Annotated in this window: 16 protein-coding genes; 3 read left to right on the forward strand and 13 right to left on the reverse strand. The window is 35.1% G+C overall.

Annotation, left to right across the window (positions count from 1 at the left end):
- Positions 1-734 precede the first annotated feature (734 nt).
- Positions 735-1,769 (forward strand): hypothetical protein, encoded by a 1,035-nt coding sequence (locus BGO84_RS03025; RefSeq protein WP_291027534.1) that lies wholly within the window; start codon positions 735-737, stop codon positions 1,767-1,769.
- A 98-nt stretch (positions 1,770-1,867) separates the two neighbouring features.
- On the opposite strand, the gene dnaK is transcribed toward BGO84_RS03025, so the two are convergent.
- Positions 1,868-3,772 (reverse strand): molecular chaperone DnaK, encoded by a 1,905-nt coding sequence (gene dnaK / locus BGO84_RS03030; protein WP_252637303.1) that lies wholly within the window; start codon positions 3,770-3,772, stop codon positions 1,868-1,870.
- A gap of 403 nt (positions 3,773-4,175) precedes the next feature.
- Here dnaK and BGO84_RS03035 point away from each other — a divergent pair, with 403 nt between their 5' ends.
- A complete protein-coding gene (locus tag BGO84_RS03035; RefSeq protein ID WP_291027536.1) occupies positions 4,176-5,444 on the forward strand; it encodes a replication-associated recombination protein A in 1,269 nt (422 codons plus the stop codon).
- Between the two features lie 156 nt (positions 5,445-5,600).
- Positions 5,601-6,863 (forward strand): DUF5103 domain-containing protein, encoded by a 1,263-nt coding sequence (locus tag BGO84_RS03040; protein ID WP_291027538.1) that lies wholly within the window; start codon positions 5,601-5,603, stop codon positions 6,861-6,863.
- Positions 6,864-6,938: 75 nt separating this feature from the next.
- On the opposite strand, the gene speA is transcribed toward BGO84_RS03040, so the two are convergent.
- The 12 genes from speA to nusB form a co-directional block, all read right to left on the reverse strand.
- The gene (gene speA / locus BGO84_RS03045; RefSeq protein WP_135106438.1) at positions 6,939-8,831 is read right to left on the reverse strand and encodes a biosynthetic arginine decarboxylase; all 1,893 of its coding nucleotides are present in this window, start codon (positions 8,829-8,831) and stop codon (positions 6,939-6,941) included.
- Between the two features lie 23 nt (positions 8,832-8,854).
- Positions 8,855-9,322, reverse strand: a complete 468-nt coding sequence (locus BGO84_RS03050) for a GyrI-like domain-containing protein (protein ID WP_135106436.1) — start codon at positions 9,320-9,322, stop codon at positions 8,855-8,857.
- A 2-nt stretch (positions 9,323-9,324) separates the two neighbouring features.
- Positions 9,325-9,834, reverse strand: a complete 510-nt coding sequence (locus tag BGO84_RS03055) for a flavin reductase (protein ID WP_291027540.1) — start codon at positions 9,832-9,834, stop codon at positions 9,325-9,327.
- Between the two features lie 121 nt (positions 9,835-9,955).
- Positions 9,956-11,743, reverse strand: coding sequence for a translation elongation factor 4 (gene lepA / locus BGO84_RS03060; protein WP_283687338.1), 1,788 nt, complete (start codon positions 11,741-11,743; stop codon positions 9,956-9,958).
- 243 nt (positions 11,744-11,986) lie between these two features.
- Positions 11,987-12,247, reverse strand: a complete 261-nt coding sequence (locus BGO84_RS03065; protein WP_135106431.1) for a hypothetical protein — start codon at positions 12,245-12,247, stop codon at positions 11,987-11,989.
- Positions 12,248-12,355: 108 nt separating this feature from the next.
- Positions 12,356-13,141 carry an ABC transporter ATP-binding protein gene (locus BGO84_RS03070; RefSeq protein ID WP_135106429.1) on the reverse strand — a complete coding sequence of 262 codons (786 nt, stop codon included), beginning with the start codon at positions 13,139-13,141 and terminating at the stop codon, positions 12,356-12,358.
- A gap of 3 nt (positions 13,142-13,144) precedes the next feature.
- Positions 13,145-14,041 (reverse strand): zinc ABC transporter substrate-binding protein, encoded by an 897-nt coding sequence (locus BGO84_RS03075; RefSeq protein WP_291027542.1) that lies wholly within the window; start codon positions 14,039-14,041, stop codon positions 13,145-13,147.
- Positions 14,042-14,060: 19 nt separating this feature from the next.
- Positions 14,061-14,711, reverse strand: coding sequence for a carbonic anhydrase (locus BGO84_RS03080; RefSeq protein ID WP_283687331.1), 651 nt, complete (start codon positions 14,709-14,711; stop codon positions 14,061-14,063).
- On the reverse strand, positions 14,712-15,302 hold the full coding sequence (coaE, locus tag BGO84_RS03085) for a dephospho-CoA kinase (RefSeq protein ID WP_291027544.1): 591 nt from the start codon (positions 15,300-15,302) through the stop codon (positions 14,712-14,714).
- 11 nt (positions 15,303-15,313) lie between these two features.
- Positions 15,314-16,300: a YbbR-like domain-containing protein gene (locus BGO84_RS03090; protein WP_252637313.1), complete on the reverse strand. Its 987-nt coding sequence runs from the start codon at positions 16,298-16,300 to the stop codon at positions 15,314-15,316.
- A 34-nt stretch (positions 16,301-16,334) separates the two neighbouring features.
- A complete protein-coding gene (gene yajC, locus BGO84_RS03095; protein ID WP_291027546.1) occupies positions 16,335-16,673 on the reverse strand; it encodes a preprotein translocase subunit YajC in 339 nt (112 codons plus the stop codon).
- 119 nt (positions 16,674-16,792) lie between these two features.
- Complete coding sequence (nusB, locus tag BGO84_RS03100) at positions 16,793-17,719, reverse strand: transcription antitermination factor NusB (RefSeq protein ID WP_291027548.1); 927 nt, start codon at positions 17,717-17,719, stop codon at positions 16,793-16,795.
- Positions 17,720-17,851 lie beyond the last annotated feature (132 nt).

A 17,851-nucleotide genomic window follows, 5' to 3' on the forward strand; every position in this document is an offset into this window, starting at 1 on the left:
TAAAAGTGGGAGAGTAGGTTACCGCCGTTTTAAACGCAAAGTCCGTATACATCTAATTGTATACGGACTTTTGCTATTAATACAATCCAAGCATACAAAGAATGATAGAAAGATACAAATACATACAAAGAAGAAGGATCTCATAAGCCAATGAGATCTTTTATTTAGATGATGGAAATAAATACTAATATATTCATCTTTAAATTATTCTTATGTTACATCCTCTATTTTACCTTTTTTAGAAACCTTAATATAGTTTCAAATAATTAAAAGATAAATTCTCATATTTTTTTCTAACTTTGCACGCTCTGCATTATCATAAATATTCAATAATCAAACTATTAAAAGTTTTATAACGCAAACTAATGAAGCTATATTAAGCTCCAATGAATTTTATGCATATGTTTGATATTGAAAAAATTGTTCAGAAAAAGAGGATTTATTGATCATTTTATTGAGCAGATAATGTATTGATTATCTTTTTAGGAGGATATACCATCTAATTATAATTTAGACATAAAATAAAAATATTATATATTTTGCTATTTCTGAATATATTAGGATATATCATTGAATAAAGGAGACAGAAAATCAAGCAAAGAAGTATAATATATTGTATATGATTTCAGAGACTTTTACAAGATTATAATAAGACCGATACAAACGAATTAGAAAAGTACAGGAGAACTATACTTATATTTGATCATAAACAAACAACAATAAAGGGTAACAATATGCTTAATCCTATAAAGAAGAGAATGGGTAATTTGGTAGGTAGTAATAAGATATCAATAGCTCATTTGCAACAAACAGAGGGTAATTATGCAGATGCGATTCGTGATTTTAATAGTGGGAGATTTACTAATTTCAGCTATGGTTTATTGCCTCCTAGCAAAGGTGAAAAATCATCATGTGATCTGAAAATCAAAGAAAAAAATGGAGATAAAATAGAAATAGAGTTGAAACAATGTAATGCTATTACCTCTAGAGGTGGTCGTATAGATATAAAGCCTATTAATCATTCTGACTTTGTGCTACTAGATTATGATTTTAGTCAAGAGATTGAAGATAATAAACATTGGAATGTTGTTTTAGTTGTAGAACCATTTTATAATAAGTGTCAAGGTATTGTAAACACTCAAGAAACATCATCTAATTATAAACAAACCTATCATTTGTCTATACAACCAATAGGACAAATTCCGGAAGACGAATTCGGAATATATCATCTTATTCTAGGACGGATTATTAAAGAAGATAATAATTACAGTATGGATTCGAACTATATTCCTCCAAGCGTAATGATGAGCAGCCATCCTGATCTAGAAAAATATTATGAACTATTTGGAAAATACCTTAATGAGATTGAAATTTCATCTCAAAGTATTATTCAAAAAATACAAGATAAAGACAGTGATTCTGATCTAACAAATAATATGATATCTCTATGCGAAAAGATACTCATTTATATTGCAGAGATTCGTTTTAACTATACTAATAGAGGACGTTTTTATCAACCTATAGAAATAGCCAATGTATTTTCTGCTTTTGCTCGTGTGTGCTTTGTTTTCATTCATTCTATATCTTCAGAAAAAAAAGAAGAATTGTTAAATTATTTTCATGAATGGGGTGGTATTCAACCTAAAATGTTTTTAGAGCTTCTTTCCAATTTGGAAGAATGCCAATACGACCATCAAGATATAAGAAGTGCAATGGCTCGAATAGAATCTTCTTTAGCTTTATTTTCTGAGTTGTGGAGTAAAATTTAATAAATAAAAGAGACGCTATATACAATATAAAAAAGCTCATTATACCTAATATAGGATAATGAGCTTTTTAATAAATATAGCTATCTGTTTCTATTTGCTTATTTCACTTCTTCAAAATCTACATCAGTTACATTATTGTCGCCTCCATTAGATTGGCTACCAGTATTACCTCCGGCTTCTTGTCCCGGATTAGCACCTGCTTGTTGCTGATTGTATATATTTTGGCTCAACTCCTGCATTAATTTAGTTAATTCATCCATAGCAGAATCAACAGCCGGAATATCTTGAGCTTTGTGAGCATCTCTTAGTTTATTTAAAGCACCTTCGATAGAAGCTTTCTGATCGGCTGGAATTTTATCTCCAAGATCTTTCAATTGATTTTCTGTTTGGAAAATAACTGAATCTGCCTGATTCAACTTGTCTATCTTTTCTTTTTCTTTCTTATCTGCTTCTGCATTAGCTGCTGCTTCATCCTTCATTCGTTGGATTTCTGCGTCAGTAAGACCCGATGAAGCCTCTATCCGAATAGATTGTTCTTTGCCGGTCTTTTTATCTTTTGCCGATACACTAAGAATACCATTGGCATCAATATCAAATGTAACTTCAATTTGAGGCTCACCACGACGTGCAGGTAATATACCGTCTAAGTTGAAGACTCCTATTTGTTTATTATCCCTCGCCATTGGACGTTCTCCTTGAAGTACAACAATCTGTACAGACGGTTGATTGTCGGCAGCGGTAGAGAATGTTTCGCTCTTTTTCGTAGGAATAGTTGTATTAGCCTCAATTAGCTTAGTCATCACATTCCCCATTGTTTCTATACCAAGAGAAAGCGGAGTAACATCAAGCAACAATACATCTTTTACTTCTCCTGTTAATACAGCACCTTGTATAGCAGCACCTACAGCAACAACTTCATCAGGGTTTACACCTTTCGATGGTGTCTTTCCGAAGAACTTTTCAACTTCTGCTTGTACAGCAGGTATACGTGTAGAACCTCCGACTAAGATCACTTCATCTATATCGGATGGAGAATATCCTGCATCTTTCAACGATTGACGACATGGTTCGATACACTTACGAATAAGTGAGTCTGCTAATTGCTCAAATTTAGCACGAGTTAGATTTTTTACCAAATGTTTTGGTATACCATTAACCGGCATAATGTATGGCAAGTTAATTTCAGTAGAAGTCGTGCTTGATAGCTCTATTTTCGCTTTTTCAGCAGCTTCTTTCAAACGCTGTAAAGCCATTGGATCTTTACGTAGATCTAAGCCTTCTTCATTCATGAATTCTTCAGCCAGCCAATTGATAATTACCTGGTCGAAATCATCACCACCAAGGTGAGTATCCCCATTGGTTGACTTAACTTCAAATACACCGTCTCCTAATTCTAGGATAGAGATATCAAATGTACCACCACCAAGGTCGAATACTGCAATTTTCATATCCTTGTGAGCCTTGTCAAGACCGTAAGCAAGTGCAGCAGCTGTAGGCTCATTAACAATACGTTGAACTTTAAGACCTGCAATTTCTCCGGCTTCTTTTGTTGCCTGACGTTGCGAGTCGCTAAAGTATGCAGGTACAGTAATAACTGCGTCTGTTACTTCTTGTCCAAGATAGTCTTCAGCTGTCTTTTTCATCTTTTGAAGGATCATCGCCGAAATTTCCTGAGGAGTATAAAGACGTCCGTCAATGTCTATACGTGGTGTATTGTTATCTCCTTTCACTACTTTATAAGGTACACGGGTTACTTCGGTTTGAACTTGATCCCATGTTTCTCCCATAAATCTTTTTATGGAGTATATTGTTTTTTCCGGATTTGTGATAGCCTGACGTTTTGCAGGATCACCAATTTTACGTTCATTTCCCTCAATAAAAGCAACAACAGAAGGTGTTGTTCTTTTTCCTTCGTTGTTTGTGATAACGATAGGTTCGTTACCTTCCAACACGGCAACACAAGAGTTTGTGGTACCTAAGTCAATTCCTATTATTTTTCCCATCTTATTATATTATTATATTGTTTCTAATTAATTTCTATTATTATTTCTTTCAATTCATATTTCAATGACATTAGCCTTTGTTCAAAAGCTATGCCAAAATATAGGATGACAATAAAAAAAATAAAATATGACGATTTGTCAGAATTGATGGTGATTCTATTAGGTGTGTTTAATGTTTTTATTTATAGGTGTTTATTTGTCTTTTTTTCTGTTTTATATATATTTTAGTGACTACTATAAACTATATATAAGTATAATATATCAAGACACAAATAAGAAAATATTTAATAATAACTTAATCAAGCTTTAATACATTTCTCTTCCGTTGGATAGCAATCCGGCTTGTTATTAAATCAAACTTTTTGTAGATTTGAAGATATTTAGAGCTTAAACATATATATCAATGAGCCAACCTTTAGCAGAGCGGTTACGTCCGCGTAATCTCGAAGAGTATATAGGACAAAAACATTTAGTAGGAGAGGGTGCTATTCTTCGAAAGATGATAGAATCGGGTAGAGTCCCTTCATTTTTACTATGGGGTCCTCCCGGAGTGGGTAAAACTACATTGGCTCAGATAATAGCGAATACACTTGATACGCCTTTTTATACTCTTAGTGCCATAAACTCCGGTGTAAAAGATGTGCGTGAAGTAATTGAATTGGCTAAAAAAAATCAGTTTTTTAATACCAAAAGCCCAATTTTATTTATTGATGAAATCCATCGTTTTTCTAAATCACAACAAGATTCTTTGCTCGGTGCTGTAGAAACAGGAGTAATAACATTGATCGGTGCTACAACAGAGAATCCCTCATTTGAGGTTATTCGCCCGCTGTTGTCACGTTGTCAGGTTTATGTTTTACAATCCTTAGGTAAAGAGGATTTGGAAGAACTGGCTCATAGGGCTTTAACACAGGATATAATACTTAAAGATCGGGATATCGAACTTAAAGAAACCGATGCGATATTGCGTTTTTCAGGAGGTGATGCCCGTAAACTATTGAATATACTTGATTTAGTAATCTCTTCCGAAGTAAACGATAAAATCACAATAACCGATAAACTGGTAACAGAACGCTTGCAAGAAAATCCGGCAGCATACGATAAAGGAGGGGAAATGCATTATGACATTATTTCTGCTTTTATAAAGTCGATACGAGGGAGCGATCCCGATGCTGCTATTTATTGGTTGGCACGGATGGTGGCCGGAGGCGAAGATCCGAAATTTATAGCACGGCGTCTTGTTATTTCTGCTGCAGAAGATATTGGATTGGCAAATCCGAATGCTTTATTATTAGCTAATGCTTGTTTTGAGACATTACATAAAATAGGTTGGCCGGAAGGACGTATTGTACTGGCTGAAACTACTATATATTTGGCAACATCTCCTAAGAGTAATTCGGCATACATGTCGATAGATGAAGCCATAGCTTTAGTCAACGAAACAGGAAATCTACCTGTACCATTACATTTGCGTAATGCGCCTACAAATTTGATGAAGGAATTGAATTACGGAAAGGAATACAAATATGCACATAGTTTTGAAAATAATTTTGTACAACAAGATTATGTACCTAAAGAGATAAAGGGTAGACAATTTTGGAAACCCCAGCAGAATACAGCTGAAAGTAAAATTGTGGAATGGCTCAAGAAACTCTGGAAAGATCGATATTAAGCGCTTGCTCAAGTATTATTTTTAAGAATTTAAATTATCTAATAATAGAATTGTAGTTTACTTTTATAGCTAAAAAGTGACATGAAAAAATAGACAATTACCTGTTACTTTTGTCACTTTTTGAAAAAAGACTATGCAACAATTAAGTTTAGAATAATGAATAATAATAAACTATTGCTATCTATAATCTTTTGCCTAACGAATATATATACTTTTTCACAAGTCTATCATACCCAGGCAATATCTGATGATATATATACGGTACAGGTAAATAAAAATAACGATTGGAGTTCATATCCCATCATAGCATTGAATGGCAATGATTATGTACATATCAGTTTCGATCGTATTTCTGAAGACTCAATGAATCGTTTACGTTATCGGATAATCCACTGCGATGCATACTGGAAAAGAAGCAGTGGCATATCCGAGATAGATTATCTAAGTGGATTCAATGATAACCCGATAGATGATTATGACTCTTCTTTAAATACAACCGTAGAATATACCCACTTTGCTATTAATATACCTAATAATGATGTGAATGTCAAATTATCAGGAAATTATGTTGTTGAAGTTTACGAAGATGGTACTCCCGACGAAGTTTTACTTACTGCTTGTTTCTCTGTCGTAGATTCACAAGTAAGTATCGCTCCAAGTATAACATCTAATACGGATATTGATACAAATAAAGGTCATCAGCAGTTGTCCTTTAGTATATTGCATCAGAATCTTAATATAAGAGACCCTTTTACTGAATTGAAAATCTTTGCTTGGCAAAACAATCGCCTCGACACTGAAAGGCACCAAATAAAGCCTACTTACGTTAGTGCCGATAAACTAATATATGAGCACAATCGAAATCTGATATTTGAGGCTGGAAATGAATACCGTCGATTTGAAACGTCAAGTTATAGATACAATGGTCTGAATGTAGAGCACATTGAATATAATCGCCCTAATTATACGATGTACATCGTTCCGGATAAAATCAGAGCCGGTAGGTCATATAGTTATGATCAAGATCAAAATGGAAGATTTTATATTAGAAGTAACGATACGAATGATAGTGAGATAGAGTCTGATTACTTTAATACGGTATTTACTCTACCAATGGACAACCCGATAGGTGAGGATATTTTTATTAATGGAAATTTTACTGATAATAACTTTACCGACAAATACAGAATGAAATATGATGAAGAGCACAGACAATATTATATAGATCTGCGTTTAAAGCAAGGTTTGTATAATTATCAATATCTGACTAAGTCGGGAGCCAGTTACTCAACAGCAAAAATAGAAGGTAATTATTTTGAAACGGAAAATGAATATCAGATATTTGTCTACTATCGCCCTTCCGGACAACGTTACGACAGCCTCATAGGCGTACAAAATATTCAATCAAGAAGTAAATAAGGTGATTAGCCTAAATAAAAAATCCTCTTTATGCAAATGCGTAAAGAGGATCTGATTATATTTTCTTACAATTAATTACTCAAGGTAAGTGTATCCGTAAAGACCTGAACGATAGTTTGATAGGAATTCTTTTCCTTCTTCTACTGTTATTGTCCCTTGTTTAACACTTGATGTAACCCATGTTTCAACTGTACGAACAAGCTTCTTCGCGTTGTATTGAGCATAGTCTAATACTTCTGCAACGGTTTCACCATCTATCATTTGCTCTATTTTGTATCCGTCTTTATCAACTGATATATGAACCGCATTTGTATCTCCAAACAGGTTATGAAGGTCGCCTAATATCTCCTGATAAGCACCCACTAGGAATACTCCGAGGTAATACGATTCGTTCTTCTTCATGCTATGTACCGGCAAGTATGATGACTGATTACCATTAGAGATAAAGTTATCTATCTTTCCGTCAGAGTCACAAGTTACATCCTGTAATGTTGCTGTTCTATCTGGCTTTTCGTCCAATCTATGAATTGGTATAATCGGGAAAATCTGGTCAATAGCCCAAGAGTCCGGCAACGACTGAAATAGAGAGAAATTACAGAAATATTTATCCGGTAATAATTTTGATAATTGTTTCAACTCTTCAGGAGCATGTTTTGCTCTGCCTGCAATTTGGAATATTTCACGGGCAATAGAGAAGTAAAGACGCTCTACCTGCGCTCTCGTTTTCAATGTTAGCATTCCTAAACTGAATAAGTCGAGAGCCTCTTCACGAATCTGTTGTGCATCGTGCCAAGCTTCTAACATACGCGATTGGCTAAGATCGTCCCATATTTGATACAGCTCCTTAACGAGTTCATGGTCATCTTCCGACAACTCTTTATCTTCGTCCCACTCCGGCAAAGTAGCTGTTTCCAACACTTCAAATACCAGAATAGAGTGATGTGCCGTAAGCGATCTGCCCGATTCTGTTATAATATTAGGGTGTGGAATGCCATTCTTATCAGCTGCATCTACCATTGTAGCGATAGAGTCATTCACATACTCTTGTATGGAGTAGTTTACACTACTTTCGTTATAAGAAGAACGTGTGCCATCGTAGTCAACGCCCAGTCCTCCACCAATATCAACAAACTCCACCTTAAAGCCCATTGCATGTAGCTGTACATAGAATTGAGCGGCTTCACGTAAAGCTGTTTTTATCCGGCGAATTTTGGTAATCTGGCTTCCGATATGGAAGTGAATAAGACGTAAAGAATCTTGCATATTTGCTTTTTCAAGATATGCTAAAGCTTCTAACAGCTCACTCGAATTCAAACCGAATTTGCTTCCATCGCCTCCTGATTCTTCCCATTTACCACTACCGGAGCTAGCTAGTTTGATACGGATACCAATATTAGGTGTTATTTTTAGCCTTTTAGCTATTTTGGCAATTAGCGGTATCTCATTCAGTTTCTCAACTACAATGAATATATGCTTACCCATTTTTTGAGCCAATAAAGCTAACTCAATATAACTTTCGTCCTTATATCCATTACAGATTATAAGCGAATCAGAATCGGTGTTGATTGCGATAACGGCATGAAGTTCCGGCTTAGAACCGGCTTCCAGTCCGATATTGAATTTTTTCCCATGGCTGATAAGTTCTTCTACTACCGGGCGCATTTGATTTACCTTGATAGGGTATATTATATGGTTTTGCCCTTTATATTCATATTCTTCGGCAGCCTGTTTAAAGCACGTGGAAATTTTCTCGATACGATTATCCAGGATATCCGGAAAACGAATCAAAACAGGAGCTGACACATCGCGAAGCTGCAATTCGTCCATCAGTTCTTTTAAATCAACAGCCACCCCGTCTTTTCTCGGAGTTACAACAACGTTACCTTTCTCATTAACAGAAAAGTAATTAATACCCCAGCCTGCGATGTTATACAACTCAGCTGAGTCTTCGATGCGCCATTTTCTCATTCTTTGTGTAAAGTGAAATTTATTTAAATAGATAAATATGTTGTTATTTTAGCATTTTTAGGGTCTTTCGACTCCTCACCATAGATGTCGAAATCTGCTAAATAACGTCTTTTTATATTAGACTGCCAAATATGTGCCCAAGTTTTACCTATGGCATAAGGCAGTTCACCTTCCGAAAGGTACTTATAATATTTCGATTCCGGTATTTCTTTGAAAGTCAATCCCAAATTTGTAGGTATCCCTTCAACACTGGAAACTTTATAACCTAATACAGTCGTGTATTCTCCTGTATAGTCACTCTCATAATCAGTATAAATGCAATAGATATCGTTAGATACCTTATTCGGCATCAGTTGCTGAATGTAAGCATTACGGAAAAAAACTTCCCATAGTTTTGCAATATCCTCTTGCGATTGATGATTCTGATTCGTAGTACGGACAGATATTCCAACAACCACAAACTTAGTCAGAGTGACTTCTTCACGATTCATCCTTATTTCCTCTTTAAGATATTTGTTACTTCAGCAATATACAAGTAATGAAAATCCTTTTCGGGATACCATCTTTCGATGATGTCTTTCTCTAAAAAAGCATCTTCTTGAATGCGCTGGACAAAGAGCTTTTTGACAAAAATAGCTGTTTCGGCTTCCATAAAATATGGTATATTCTTATCGAAAGCAATATTTAGTCCGGCTTTTGAGATTTTATCTTCATCACGTCCCGATACTTTACCTAAATAACTTAAGTCCTTTAAGTATTTTTTATCAAAGAAAGTAAGAGAAAAAGATTCAGTACTTTCTACAAACTCCCTTGTGTATCTTTGAGGACGTATAACAACAAATACTACTTCTTTGTTCCACATCACACCGTACCCACCCCAACTAGCAGTCATTGTATTCACTGTTCCATCGGGCTTAGATGCAGTAACGAGCATCCATTTGTTTTTTAACCCAAATGAATCGGGAGTAAAATCTTTTATATCTATTTTTTCAAAGGATGTCATGATTTAGCAATTGTCAATATCGTTTTCAATTAAAAAGTAACAAAAGCAACAGTTTTTATACTGTTTCTAGATGTCACTTTTTTATTTCTAAACTAATTCTAATGGTCTGTCTAAAGATAATTTAATCGAGTTTCAATACAGCTAAGAAGGCTTTTTGAGGAACTTCTACGTTTCCTACCTGCTTCATGCGTTTTTTACCTTCTTTTTGTTTTTCGAGAAGTTTACGCTTACGAGAGATATCACCACCATAACATTTCGCCGTAACATCTTTACGTACGGCCTTGATCGTCTCACGGGCAATAATTTTAGCACCGATAGCAGCCTGTATTGCTATATCAAATTGTTGACGGGGAATAAGTTCTCTCAATTTTTCACACATGCGACGACCGAAGTTTACGGCATTGTCAACATGAGTTAGTGTAGAGAGGGCATCTACAGATTCACCATTTAATAGTATATCAAGTTTTACAAGCTTCGATTCACGATAGTCGTGCATATGATAATCGAAAGAAGCGTATCCTTTCGAAATACTTTTCAGCTTATCGTAAAAGTCGATAACAATCTCACCTAATGGTATATCATATATAATCTCAACACGATCTCCTGAGATATATTCTTGTTTGATAAGGATACCTCGTTTGCCGAGACATAAAGTCATAATAGCCCCTATATAGGTGGTATTGGTGATTACCGAAGCACGTATATAAGGTTCTTCTATATAATCTATCAGGGTAGGGTCGGGGAGTCCTGCCGGATTGTGAACCTCTTTCGTGTTCCCTTTCTTGTCGTGAACTATATAAGATACGTTCGGAACAGTTGTGATCACATCCATGTTGAATTCCCGGTCGAGGCGTTCCTGTATAATCTCCATATGTAATAGACCTAAGAATCCGCAACGGAAACCAAACCCTAAGGCAACAGATGATTCCGGCTGAAATGTAAGAGAGGCATCATTCAACTGAAGTTTCTCTAACGATGAGCGTAGGTCTTCAAAGTCTTCGCTATCGATAGGATAAACTCCGGCAAAAACCATTGGCTTTACTTCCTCGAAGCCATCAATAGCCTTATCGCACGCTCCTTTTACATGTGTGATAGTATCACCAACTTTTACTTCTTTCGAAGTTTTAATCCCTGAAATTATATAACCAACGTCGCCACATCTAACTTCATTGCGCGGAGACATATCCAGTTTTAGTACACCTACTTCATCAGCGTCATATTCTTTACCTGTTGCAAAGAATTTTACGAGATCACCTTTCTTTATTGTTCCATTCACTACTTTATAATAGGCAATGATACCACGGAAAGAATTAAAAACTGAATCGAAAATAAGTGCTTGCAATGGAGCTTCGGGGTCTCCTTGTGGTTCCGGAATTCGTTCTATAATCGAATCCAGTATGGTATAAACGCCTTCTCCTGTTTTACCACTGGCTCGTATTATATCTTCTTTTTTTACACCTAACAGTTCTATGATCTGATCTTCAACTTCATCAGGCATAGCACTTGGCAGGTCTATTTTGTTCAGAATAGGAATAATTTCAAGATCATGCTCAATTGCCATATACAGGTTTGATATTGTTTGTGCCTGTATACCTTGTGCTGCGTCTACGATCAACAAAGCGCCTTCACATGCTGCTATAGAGCGCGAAACTTCATACGAAAAGTCAACGTGTCCGGGAGTATCTATCAGATTAAGAATATATTTTTCGCCTTTATATACATATTCCATCTGGATAGCATGGCTTTTTATCGTGATGCCACGCTCACGTTCCAGATCCATGTTGTCAAGTACCTGAGCTTGCAAGTCTTTGCCTTCAACAGTCTTTGTATATTCTAAAAGCCTGTCAGCAAGGGTACTTTTACCATGATCAATATGTGCTATAATGCAAAAATTTCGTATTTTATCCATTCTATAATAAATCTTCTTTTTGGTGTATCGATTTGAAGTAAATATACTACCCCAAATTAGGCTGCAAATATACAAAAAAGATATAAAATACAGGGCTATTCGAGAAACAGAATTCAGAGACTTTAAAGAAAGATTGGATCATGAGAAATAAATGCATTATCATTCTGTATATAAACTATGTCCATATATAATAAAAATAGGATGTACTATTGATACATCCTATTTCTTTATTCTGATATAATTTTATTTTTCTGTTTCCTTATACCATTTATTTAGCTGTCCGTTAACAAAAACAAAGTACCAGTGGTTTTTAAATTTATCTACATATTCTAAAGTCTGGTCTCCATTACTTCTTTGGTCGACAACTGAATATTTATCACCCATAAGTGAGACGATCTCTCGTTGTGTCATTCCCAGTTCTACTTGTTTTAGTTGTGTATTGTAAACTGGTCCGCAAGCTGCAAGTGTAAATGCAACAAGGCATGCAAAAAATATCTTTTTCATAATATAATTGTTTTATAACCTATTTAACGTTCTAAGCATGTGTTTAGTTCTCAGATATAGAGTAATATCAATTTATAGTGATTTTTGAAAAAAGGAGATAATGAATTGCTAATCTTCTTTGCAACAGTCACAACCCTCATGTTTCTCTAAAACTCTGTGAGGAAAATCTCCATGTCCAATTATTTCAATAGGACACGAATTGTATGATTTTTCAAGCCAGTCGGTCGAGATATTCGTGCCTGAATGATAATGCAGTCCTTCGTTTACGCATGCTATATTCTTCACGAGTGAAATAACGGTTCCAACATCATGAGATACCAGTATGATAGCCGTATCCAGATTTATCTCTTCTAGCAATTTGTAGAAATTACTTTCAAAACGTTTATCCACATAGGAATTCGGCTCATCAAGAACCAACAAATCGGGGTCATCGATAATTGCCCTTCCTAGTAATGTACGTTGCAACTGTCCCCCTGATAACGCACCTATCGAACGGTGTATAAGCTGTTCCAACCCCATTTTTTCGGCAATGACGCTCACCTTTTCTTTTTGTTCCTTTGTATAAGAAGAGAAAAGGCCTTTTTTTACGGTTAACCCAGACAAGATAACATCAGATACAGATATTGGAAATTTTTTATCAATCTGGTTGATCTGAGGTAAATAACCGATGTTTATTTTATCAACCTTTATATTATTCCTGTAAAAAGATATTTTACCCGAAGTCGGTTTGACCAACCCCATGAGTGTTTTCAGAAGAGTTGTTTTACCTCCTCCGTTTGGGCCGATAATACCAAGAAAATCATTCTTGGTAACGTCCAGATTGACATTCTTCAATACATAAGGATTGCCGTCGTATCCTACAGAAAGATCTTTTATCTCAAGAATTTTACTCATCAATTAATCTTCTAAAGCCATAGCTCTAGCTATTTTAATCATTTCTTCACTCCAATTATAAGACAGCAGATTGATAGGTATAGCTTTTCCGCCAATAGCTTGGGCTACTGTTTCAGCATTCTTTGTTTCAAATTCTTTTTGAATAAAGACAACTTTTATACTTTCAGCTATTGCTTTATCTATCAGTTCTTTCAATTGCGCAGGAGAAGGGTTCTTTCCTTCATGCTCAATGGAATACTGTGTCAGTCCATATTCTTGAGCAAAATAGCTAAGCGCAGGGTGGTAAATGATAAAAGCTTTGCTTGGTGCTTTTTCCAGATACGATTTTATTATACTATCGGTCTTGTCTATTTCAGAGAGAAGTTTATCGTAATTTGCTTTGTAATCAGCTTCATTTACTCTGTCTATTTCAATAAGCCCTTTGTACATGTTTTCTGCAATGATTTTAGCAGAAACGACAGAACTCCATGTATGTGGATCTCCTCCTACATGTCCATGATGACTATGATCATGCCCTTCGTGATGATTGTGGTCTTCACATGTTGATTCTATACCATCCGAACAATCAATTACTTTAAACGCAGGATTACTTGCCGCAACTTTATTTATCAGAGAGTTCTCTATACCAAGGTAACCCACCTTGAAATAAGCTGTACTTTTGTCAAGATTCATCATCTGTGAAGGAGTAAAGTCTGCACTTTCCGGATTCATTCCGGGAGAAATAATGCATTCTACTTTAAAGTGATTCCCGACAAGAGCCTCTAAAAAATACTTCTGCGGTTCTATCGTGACCATCAGTATTTTAGAGTCTTCAGCTTTTGTTGAAGGTTTACAACCTTGTAATAAAGCAAGTGTAAGTATTCCCAAACATAAAGCTATATATGTATGTCTATGTTTCATTATTTAATATAGTCTTATTTTACTTTTCCTTCGTTAGGTCGTATATTTTACGAATGTGATCAAGTTCTTTCTTGAAGTCAATGTTCAGGTCTATCAAAGTGCCATCGTTAAGATCATACACCCAACCTGCTACACGTGGATATCCTGATTCCAAATATGATTTTTGCACTTCTGCTGTTTTTATAACATTCAGACACTGTTCGTATACATTAAGTTCTACCAAGCGATTGTAGCGGTCTTTCATATCAGGAATAGCATCTAGCTCTTTTTCGTGTAAACGATATACATCTCGTACATTTCTTAACCATGGATTCAGGATACCTAAATCTCTCGGTTGCATAGCTGCTTTTATTCCGCCGCAATTATAGTGGCCGCAAACAATTATATACTTTACATTCAAATATTCTACAGCATAGTTAATAACAGACAATACATTCAGATCATTATTTACAACCATATTGGCTATATTGCGATGAACGAATACTTCTCCCGGTTGCAATCCCATTATTTCATTTGCATGTACACGACTATCCGAACATCCTATATATAAATAGTCAGGGTTTTGCTCTTTTACAAGATGGGTAAAGAAATCCGGATTTTCTTTGTTCTTATTCTCAACCCATTTTTTGTTTTCTGCAAAAATTTTCTGATATGATTCTTGTATTTGCATCTAGTTTTCTGAGGTTTTAAGTTCTTGTATTATATTCGTTACCTGTTCGATCAATGATTTTGTGTTATCATTAACAATTACAAAGTCAGAAAGTTTAGCTTTTTCTTCATCCGACATCTGATTTTGTATACGTTCCATCACCTTTTCTTTAGGGAGGTTGTCTCGTAACATTGTTCGCTCGATTCTTATGTCTAAAGGCGTATATACCATCAACACCCTATCCATCATTCTGTTAAATCCAGATTCAAAGAGGATCGCAGCTTCATGCGCTACAATGTCACATTGTGCATGTTTTTTTACCCATTCAATAAAATCACGTTCTACTTCGGGATGAATAATTGCATTTACTGTTTCCAGTTTTTTCTTATCATTAAATATATGAGAAGCAAGCAATGGTTTATTTAGTACTGCACCACTATATAGTTCTTCACCAAATAGATTAATTAGCTTTTTTCGAATTGTAGGAGATGTGGCAACTAACCTTTTACTTTCTATATCAGCAATGTAAACAGGCACACCACTAAGTGAAAATATCTGAGAGACAGTTGATTTTCCACTGCCTATACCACCGGTTATACCTAGTTTGATCATAATAATTGTTATTATTGTTCGAGTACAAACTCTACCTCTGAAGGTACAGGTGTCATTGTGCGTATATAATCAGGACTATCGGTTATACGTACAGGTATAGTTGCATCTTTCAGCTCTTTTATATCGTTGTAGTCTATAGTAACTTCGAAATTACTACTGGTTATATTATCAGGTCTTCTCTTGCCTACAAAAAATTCAATTTTGACAGCAGACGGAAATAGTTTTATTTCTAAGTTGCTTGGTAAATTGATACAGGTAATAGGTACTTCAACTTCCTTTTTTATAAACTCATCGATTGGAATGTTCAATTCTACTTCACTCGGAACATATTTGACTCCTAGTATAGGCTTCATCTTTATTTTTACTTTCTTTGCCGATTTGATATTCCTTAATGTATCCGATTCTGTATAAGCAAAGAAAATAGTATCTAATGAAGCTTTACTGCCGTATACCATAACAGAATCCGGCTGGGTTATCAAGTCTCCGTCGAGCATATAACCGGCATCGAGACTTACGCTACCGTTAAAAATAACAGGTAACTTCTTGCTTCGTAATAATGCGTATGAATATGATACCCGAGTAGGTGAGTAGCTAATTAGTTCGGATGTGACAAAAAGCTTTGAACGGATTAATTGCTCAAAATTACGTCCTTGAATAACCTTGTCCGGTGAATTCTTTATAACCTCTCTGACATCAACCACCAGTGAGTCTTTACGTCTGGTCAGGTAATATCGGAATAGGGTAGCACCATCATCTTTGATTCGGGCATAAACCGTAGTTGGCAGTTCATTCTCAAAGACTATACTATCTGGCTCATTTATGTATTTAACAGGTATAGCAAGGGTGGCCTCGTATTTTTGGCGATACACTTGCATCATCCAGAAAATAAAAGATAAAAGCACAAAAAACATGAAGGTCAAAATCTTTTTCCACCGAATTGTCTTGAAAAAAGCTTTGACCTTTTGTGCAAATATTTCCTTATCGTAAGTATCGCTCATAAGCTATACCCGGATATTTACCGTAATAAAAAAATTATTGTTTCTTAGTATCTTCGGCTGAAACATATACAGAAGATTTTTCAATCTTAATTTTTACTCCCTCTGCTATTTCAAGAATAAAATATGTATCACCCACTTCTTTCACTTTTCCGTGAACACCTCCGGCTGTAATAACTTTGTCACCTACCTTAATGGCGTTTCTTGCTTCTTGTAGAGCTTTTTGTTTCTTCTGCTGTGGTCTGATCATAAAGAAGTACATAATTCCGAAGAGCAGTACCATCATTATAATCATGCCGGTACTTCCGCCTAATAAACCTCCGGCAGGAGAAGCTCCACCATCTGCAGCTTGTAACAATACATTTAATAAAGTCATAATTGTTCTTTAATATTGATTTATATTATTCTTACTTCAGTTACTTTTTTTGAATAAGTTTTTACAAATATAAGTGAATATTTTGAAATAGGCTTTATGCGAAAATATGATAAATGCTATTATTTCTTAATTATCTTTTTTTCTTCTTTCAGCTCTTTTACAATTGCATCCAAAATTCCATTTATAAAAGAAGCACTTTTTATAGTACTATATGACTTCGCTATATCGATATATTCATTTAAGGAAACACTAATTGGGATAGATGAGAATTCGATGATTTCGGCTATTGCAATCTGCATTATAACCATATCCATCAGAGCAATACGTTCCGACTCCCAATTCTTAGTGTATTTATCAATCAGCTCTTTATATTCATTTCCGTTGAATAAGGACTCTCTCAATAATTTTACTGCAAACTCTTTATCCGTTTCATCCTTAAACATAGGAAGCAACTCTTGTTCTGTTCCTTTGTTTTCTTCAAAGCGTTTAATCGTTTTTAAAACAAAAGATTGAATAATTTCGATATCGTCGTTCCAATAAAGACTTTCGTCCTCAAGGATGGAGTACAAATCTTCAGTCGTGCATATAATTTGCTTGAAAACTTTACGCCAAAATTCACGATCGTCAGTATATTCTTGAGATTGATTTTCTGTATATTCTTTATATATGTCAGAGTTTAAGATATTATCCAATAGGTTGCGGATGAAGGCATCATGTTCTGCCCATGAGAAAGGCCTATCGTTCAGGTATTTTATCAGTTCTGTGTTTTGACTGAGTTGAGATATGAATTTATTATTCAACAACTTTGTGTTTGGGCTCATATCCTCTTTAGTGGGCAATAGCTTCGATTTACGACTATCTACTCTCTGAGCATAAGTATTAGTCAACTCTACCATCAACGATAACAGATAAAAGTACAAATCATATGATTTTTGTAGGCTAAGCATTAACTCACTTTCTGCCTTTCTCAAATCTGTGGTTTCACTATGACTGCATGAGAACAGTATTTGAACAACCCTGATACGAATAAGAACGCGATTTATCATTTATATATAAAAATGTTTCAAGCTGCAAAAATACACATTTTTTTGTAATACAATAGTTTTTTTCGGCAACATCTTTCTCGTTATAAAACGAAGGAGGATTTATAATGAAAAATTAGAATTATCTTTGCCCTG

The organism is Dysgonomonas sp. 37-18 (assembly GCF_001899125.1).
In the GTDB taxonomy this organism is placed as follows: domain Bacteria; phylum Bacteroidota; class Bacteroidia; order Bacteroidales; family Dysgonomonadaceae; genus Dysgonomonas.

Coding starts and splice junctions, on each gene's coding strand:
- BGO84_RS03040 (WP_291027538.1), top strand. CDS start 5,601: ATGAATAATAATAAACTATTGCTATCTATAATCTTTTGCCTAACGAAT.
- dnaK (WP_252637303.1), bottom strand. CDS start 3,772: ATGGGAAAAATAATAGGAATTGACTTAGGTACCACAAACTCTTGTGTT.
- coaE (WP_291027544.1), bottom strand. CDS start 15,302: ATGATCAAACTAGGTATAACCGGTGGTATAGGCAGTGGAAAATCAACT.
- yajC (WP_291027546.1), bottom strand. CDS start 16,673: ATGACTTTATTAAATGTATTGTTACAAGCTGCAGATGGTGGAGCTTCT.
- BGO84_RS03090 (WP_252637313.1), bottom strand. CDS start 16,300: ATGAGCGATACTTACGATAAGGAAATATTTGCACAAAAGGTCAAAGCT.
- nusB (WP_291027548.1), bottom strand. CDS start 17,719: ATGATAAATCGCGTTCTTATTCGTATCAGGGTTGTTCAAATACTGTTC.
- BGO84_RS03075 (WP_291027542.1), bottom strand. CDS start 14,041: ATGAAACATAGACATACATATATAGCTTTATGTTTGGGAATACTTACA.
- lepA (WP_283687338.1), bottom strand. CDS start 11,743: ATGGATAAAATACGAAATTTTTGCATTATAGCACATATTGATCATGGT.
- BGO84_RS03080 (WP_283687331.1), bottom strand. CDS start 14,711: ATGCAAATACAAGAATCATATCAGAAAATTTTTGCAGAAAACAAAAAA.
- BGO84_RS03025 (WP_291027534.1), top strand. CDS start 735: ATGCTTAATCCTATAAAGAAGAGAATGGGTAATTTGGTAGGTAGTAAT.
- BGO84_RS03035 (WP_291027536.1), top strand. CDS start 4,176: ATGAGCCAACCTTTAGCAGAGCGGTTACGTCCGCGTAATCTCGAAGAG.
- BGO84_RS03050 (WP_135106436.1), bottom strand. CDS start 9,322: ATGAATCGTGAAGAAGTCACTCTGACTAAGTTTGTGGTTGTTGGAATA.
- BGO84_RS03070 (WP_135106429.1), bottom strand. CDS start 13,141: ATGAGTAAAATTCTTGAGATAAAAGATCTTTCTGTAGGATACGACGGC.
- BGO84_RS03055 (WP_291027540.1), bottom strand. CDS start 9,834: ATGACATCCTTTGAAAAAATAGATATAAAAGATTTTACTCCCGATTCA.
- BGO84_RS03065 (WP_135106431.1), bottom strand. CDS start 12,247: ATGAAAAAGATATTTTTTGCATGCCTTGTTGCATTTACACTTGCAGCT.
- speA (WP_135106438.1), bottom strand. CDS start 8,831: ATGAGAAAATGGCGCATCGAAGACTCAGCTGAGTTGTATAACATCGCA.